Origin of the sequence: Mesorhizobium sp. WSM3224 (assembly GCF_000427725.1) — a bacterium.
Taxonomy (GTDB): domain Bacteria; phylum Pseudomonadota; class Alphaproteobacteria; order Rhizobiales; family Rhizobiaceae; genus Mesorhizobium.
In genome coordinates, this window is record NZ_ATYO01000062.1 from 1 (window position 1) to 4,958 (window position 4,958).

At 57.1% G+C, this 4,958-nt stretch carries 3 protein-coding genes and 1 pseudogene; 2 read left to right on the top strand and 2 right to left on the bottom strand.

Annotation, left to right across the window (positions count from 1 at the left end):
* Positions 1–514: aldehyde dehydrogenase family protein (locus YU3_RS0133710; RefSeq protein WP_027170276.1), on the top strand; the 514-nt coding region annotated here is incomplete at its 5' end.
* A gap of 1,245 nt (positions 515–1,759) precedes the next feature.
* Here YU3_RS0133710 and YU3_RS0133715 read toward each other — a convergent pair.
* Both YU3_RS0133715 and YU3_RS38285 read right to left on the bottom strand, forming a co-directional pair.
* Positions 1,760–2,911, bottom strand: a complete 1,152-nt coding sequence (locus YU3_RS0133715; protein WP_027170277.1) for a porin — start codon at positions 2,909–2,911, stop codon at positions 1,760–1,762.
* Positions 2,912–3,259: 348 nt separating this feature from the next.
* Positions 3,260–4,039, bottom strand: a complete 780-nt coding sequence (locus tag YU3_RS38285) for a hypothetical protein (RefSeq protein WP_156913700.1) — start codon at positions 4,037–4,039, stop codon at positions 3,260–3,262.
* 678 nt (positions 4,040–4,717) lie between these two features.
* Here YU3_RS38285 and YU3_RS0133730 point away from each other — a divergent pair.
* Positions 4,718–4,958, top strand: a pseudogene (locus YU3_RS0133730) (aldehyde dehydrogenase family protein); the annotation flags it as partial.

The window sequence follows — 4,958 nt, forward strand, 5'->3', positions numbered from 1 at the left end:
CCTTCACCTTTCGGTTGGTGACGGTTTCGATCCGGGCGTGGCCATCGGTCCTCTGATCGACGGGCATGCCCTGGCCAAGATCGAATCCCATATAGCCGATGCCGTAGCAAAGGGCGGCACAATTCAATGCGGAGGTGAGCGCATCGGGAAAGCAGGCACGTTCTTCCAACCGACGGTCCTCACCGATATTTCCAGCGCGATGGCCCTCGCGCAAAAGGAGACGTTCGGGCCTTTGGCTCCGATCATTCGGTTCGAAGACGCGGATCGAGTCGTGCACGAGGCCAACGACACGATCTACGGGCTTGCGGCTTACTTTTATGCGTCAAATCTCATGCGCGTCTGGCGCGTGGCCGAGGCGCTCGAATATGGAATGGTCGGCATCAACACCGGGCGAATGTCCTCGGAAGCGGCCCCCTTCGGCGGCATCAAGCAATCCGGCATTGGGCGCGAGGGGTCGCGCCACGGGCTCGAGGATTATCTCGAAATGAAGTACCTCTGCATGGGCGGCATCTGAAGCATGTACAGAAGGAATTTGGCGCACGAGTTCTCAATCACGCCTTCGGCCGACGACATGACGGCTGGGCTTGAAAGATGAAAAGGCATAGGCGCTCTCGCCCTGCCGAGCGGCATTTGTCTACTACCGAAGTTAAGTTACACAGTGGCATTTATGCAGCTTTTGAACCATGGCGGCGACCGGAAATAATTCCGGTGAAATCTCTCACCTTGCTGAGTGCTGAAACAGCACGTGCCATGTGAAAGATTCACCACAAGCGGCACGATCCCGATATCTCGCTTGATCCCGGTATCCCTCTGCCGAGATGCGCACTGCGCCAAAGGTTCTGCCTTGGTTGCAGGGTAACGCTGCTACGTGGCTTTACCAATCGAGTCGATGCCGCGGGTTTTCATCTGCTGCGCGCTTCACCGTGCGGCCAGCAGACAGCGAAGCCTCGACCGCCGAGAACAGCTCGCGACGTCGGGTTCATCGCGCGACCGGTCCGCCATTTCTGAACAGGGAACCGTGCTATAGCTGGTGTACATCATGCCGCCCATCTGTTGACCGCATCATTGCCATCATCCTCTTTTAGCCGGCCGTGCCTCCCGACCGCCGGTTCGGTGATGATGATCCCCTGTCGAGAATGGTCTTTGTGTGAGCATGACGGTCTGAGCCAATTTATCGTCAGTTACCTTCGCCATTGCCTCGCAATGCGCCACGAGATGTCACAGGAAGCCTTAGCGACATGCTGGTAACCCGTGGTCTCGGTTTCGACCATTCGGTGTCTCACCGGTCTTACTTGACGGCTGCTGGACTGCATTCTCCCACGCGATGACTTCGACCGGTAGACTACAATGCTCGGTTTAGAATAAAGACTTTTCAGCTAACCTCGAAAAGAAGGAAATGACAACCTTTCCGATGTTTTAAGGCGCCACCTGGGAGGCGTCGAAAAAAATCGGAGCCGACTTCCTCCGGACGGGATGTCCAGGCAAGCAGTACCTGCTGTTTAGCCGCAATGGCTACACGCCTGCCGAACTCCAAATCCTAGCACCGCGGAGCTGACGTTGGCGTCAACGCTAGGATCTTGCGTTGAAAAAGGGCGCCCAAAACTGGACGCCCTTCGCATCGACGAAATGCTCGGATTGGAGGTCCGTGATCAAGCAACCCGCCGACAACCTTGAGGTCCCTTCACCAACCGGTTTGGTCTGAGGTGCTGGCGCTCGTAGTTACCGCTACGAGCGCCGGAGGGATCCGGCTCTTCAATCCTCAGAACGAGCGTTGGAAGCGGAGGAAACCGCCGACGCTGTTCTTCTTGTCGGCAGCAGTCCAGTTGCCGAACGGAGTGCCGTCGTTGAAGTGACCAAAGTGATCGTAGTCAACTTCGCCAGTGACCTTGAAGCCGGGGACGATGTCGTAGGCAACGTTCGCCGCCACGCCATAATTCTTGTCCTGGTCGCCCGACACCTGCAAGTTGAAGGAGGTCTTCGGGTTGAACTTGTAGGTGCCGCCGGCCCACCAAGCCCAGTGACCGCCCCACTGCTTGTAGAAGTCGCGACCGCTGGCGACGTCGAGCGAATGCTTGTCAGTGCCGTAGCCGAACATGGCGAACAGCGACAGCTCGCTGGTTACGTTGAAGTCGGCACGAACCTTGCCGGCCCACTCTTCGTAATTGCTGTCATAGGCGACAACGCCAGTGATGGCGCCCCATCCCTGCGTGTACTTCACACCCCCGACGACATGCGGAACATAGCTATCGATGGTGCCAACGTAAAAGACATTGTTGACGTCCACCGAACCTTCTTCGAGTGAGACCATGGCCGAGAAGCCGTTGCCGGCGTCGAAGTTGTACTGGATGAGGTTGGTGGAGAAATCGCCGTAGGGAACGATGGTGTCGTTGATAACGTTGCCGGCATAGCCGATGAACGTATCAAAGGCCGAATCGTCCAAACCGACGCGAAGCCCACCGAGCTGGATCCAGGCGAAATTCAGCGAAGCTCCCTTGTTGTGGGCTTGGTTACCCGCGCCGCCAGCATAGTAGGCGCTGTTGCCGAAGTTGAAGCGCGTCTCGGTGTAGGTCTTCAACGTGCCGAGTTCGGTTTCCTGGCCGGTCCAGGTCTTCAGGTTAAAGCGGGCGTTCTTGTGCCAGGTGCCCTGGTCCTTGCCGTTGAGAACGTCTGTCGAACGTGCGCCGTCGAAGCTACCGACATCGCCAGCGCTGATGTCGTAGCGGACATAGCCGCCGATGCGCAGGCAGGTTTCGGTGCCGGGGATGTAGAAGTAGCCAGCGCCGTAGACGTCGCAAATCTTGACGTATTCTGCGGGTTCCGGCTCGGCGACGACGACGGCGTCGGCGGCGCGCGCACCGGAAACTGCGAGCAGAGCCGCAGCGGAGCCGAGAAGAAGGCTCTTGATGTTCATACTTGATCTCCATTCAAAGATTTGAAAGGGCGAGGACGTCGATGGACGAACCGCTCCTTGTCCCCACGATCGAAAAAGATGCGCATCGCGGTGCATCCTTCACGGCCCGACGCTATTCTCCATCGCGATTAGTGCAAGTAAAAATCCTATTTGCCAACCACGTAACCAAATACACGTTGCATTTTTATCACTAAACTATCAGTATTAGTTGCACAAATTGGACAACTATACATTTGTACAAACCGCACAGTTGGCACATCTGCTTTATGGCACGTACAGAATGGCGGGAAGCAGACACTGCGTGCGAGGACGGCTTTAGGGTGACGGAAGCTTGCGCCCGGCCGACGGTCAGAGAGATCCAATCAGAGAAACAGCCTGAGCGGCTGAGGCAACATCTATGTTCATGCCTTTTCTGAGCAATTCGATCGGAATGCGGCTCTTGAGAAGAGGCGAAGGGCTGATTAGCCACAGCCACGCTAATCTGGGATCGGAGATCGAGGAAAGCACCTGCCTGATTCCAGGCATAGGCCTGCCGTCGATGAACTGGGCCAGGGGAAATACATGCTTGCGGGAGCCTCTGCGAAAGGCGACCACATCATTGTGCCGTTGCCACCAATGCAGCGTGGACCGCGGTATTCCAAAACGTCTCTCGATATGCGTCGACCCCGCAACTGGACCGGCCCATTCTGCAATGCGTGCGCCTTCTCTTAGGCGATCTTCCAGAAGCGGATGCTCACGCGACCGATCAGCTGGCCGGGGTCGCGAGGCGATCTCACACGCCTGGGGGTTTAGCTGTCGCGCGGCTTCGGCCTCGAGCCTACCAAGAAATTCGGCGGCCAAGGCGGTCAAATCGTGTGAAGGAGAACCCGAAGGCACAACAGCAACCGTTTCGCCCTGCTTCGCCTCATCGCATTGGGCAAGGATGCGCTGCACCTCGTTCATAACAAAGCTTGAAAGCTCGGCCTGGCGGGTTTCATCCCTGAGATCGCTCGATCCGGTCATACGTGGCTTTCCGATAGGAGCAAACTCAACATCCTGCTGAAGGGTATTGAGGAGAATCGAAGAATTGGAGGGCGTCCTGAGTATTCGAACGCGCGGGAACTCGGAGCCGTTTTGCGTGCCGATCAACCGGGTTTCTCAAAGCTGCGCGGCTTCGCCAAACAGCGTTCCGCGGACTCGGGAAAAGGATATCTCCAACTCATCATGGCCGAGGTCTCCCAAACGTTCGCGGGGAGGTTGGAACCGGGAACGAAACCTCTCGTGCGGCCCCTCCACCCCAAGCCAACCAGATAGATCCGCGACCGGAGTCGGCCAGGTAAGTCGGCGCCGCGAGGAGAGTAGCGTCCACGGCCAGCAAGACGGTGAGTGTATGGCGCAGAAAGCGCATCAGGGCGCGAGACCAGGCCCTACCCCTTCACAAGACACCGGAGTTCCCAGGCCCGAAGCATCCATTGGCAGGTGAGTCCTCGCCGTTATTTAGATTCTAAATCACCGGCGCCGTAACGAGCAGCAAACACTAATTGCGCGGTGCGACAAATCTAATTGTCCAATACATTCGGCCATATTAGAAAGGACACATATCCCCATCGTCAAATTCAGATTGGATATCGAGATCATCTCGGATCCAGATGGAAACAGCCAGCCAGCTCATATCTCCGCACAGCAACAAGGTTGAGAAGGCGTTGGGCCTCATAGACCTGTCTAACTTTCCGTGAACGCAAGAGTTGCAGTAGCCACTCGCAATCCGGACCTGTTCGCCTCAGGGAAAAGGGTTACGATAATGCTAGCGCGCGCAGTGACCTGGTTTTCCCAGGAGGCGTGGTCAACCTGATCTACGCTTCCGAAGGCGAGAGGGTCGGCCGCGAACTCTGCTCCAATCCCAAGGTCCGCAAAATCAGCTTTACCGGCTCGACCGAGGTCGGCCGGCTGCTCATGCGTCAGTGTTCGGACCAGATCAAGAAAGTCAGCCTTGAGCTCGGCGGCAACGCGCCGTTCATCGTCTTTGACGATGCCGACCTCGATGCCGCAGTGGATGGTGCGATCCAGG